The organism is Pseudomonas sp. HY13-MNA-CIBAN-0226 (genome assembly GCF_040310305.1).
GTDB classification, from domain to species: domain Bacteria; phylum Pseudomonadota; class Gammaproteobacteria; order Pseudomonadales; family Pseudomonadaceae; genus Aquipseudomonas; species Aquipseudomonas gregormendelii.
Genome location: NZ_JBEOPS010000402.1, coordinates 1 through 257, shown reverse-complemented (window position 1 = coordinate 257; position 257 = coordinate 1). Strand labels below are relative to the sequence as shown.

The window sequence follows — 257 nt, the reverse complement described above, 5'->3', positions numbered from 1 at the left end:
CCCCTGAACAACGTCAAGCGGATATTGATGCAATCAAAGCCGAAAGTCGCTTACGCTGGTTGGCGTTTTATTATTTATCGCGACGTGAGTATGGCAAGGCTGAGCTTAAGCAAAAGCTGCTCGATAAAGAGCAAGACCCAGAAAAAGTTGATGCGCTGCTTGAAGAGTTTGCAGAAAAAGGCTATCAAAGTGACTATCGCACTACCCTCATGCTGATTCGCGAAAATATCCGCAAAGGTCGTGGACGAGGACGTATC

General features: G+C 46.7%; 1 protein-coding gene. It reads left to right on the top strand.

Annotated features, from left to right (window positions below; translation table 11 throughout):
- A partial coding sequence (locus AAEZ05_RS29270) for a hypothetical protein (RefSeq protein ID WP_502947814.1) occupies positions 1–257 on the top strand: 257 nt, incomplete at both ends.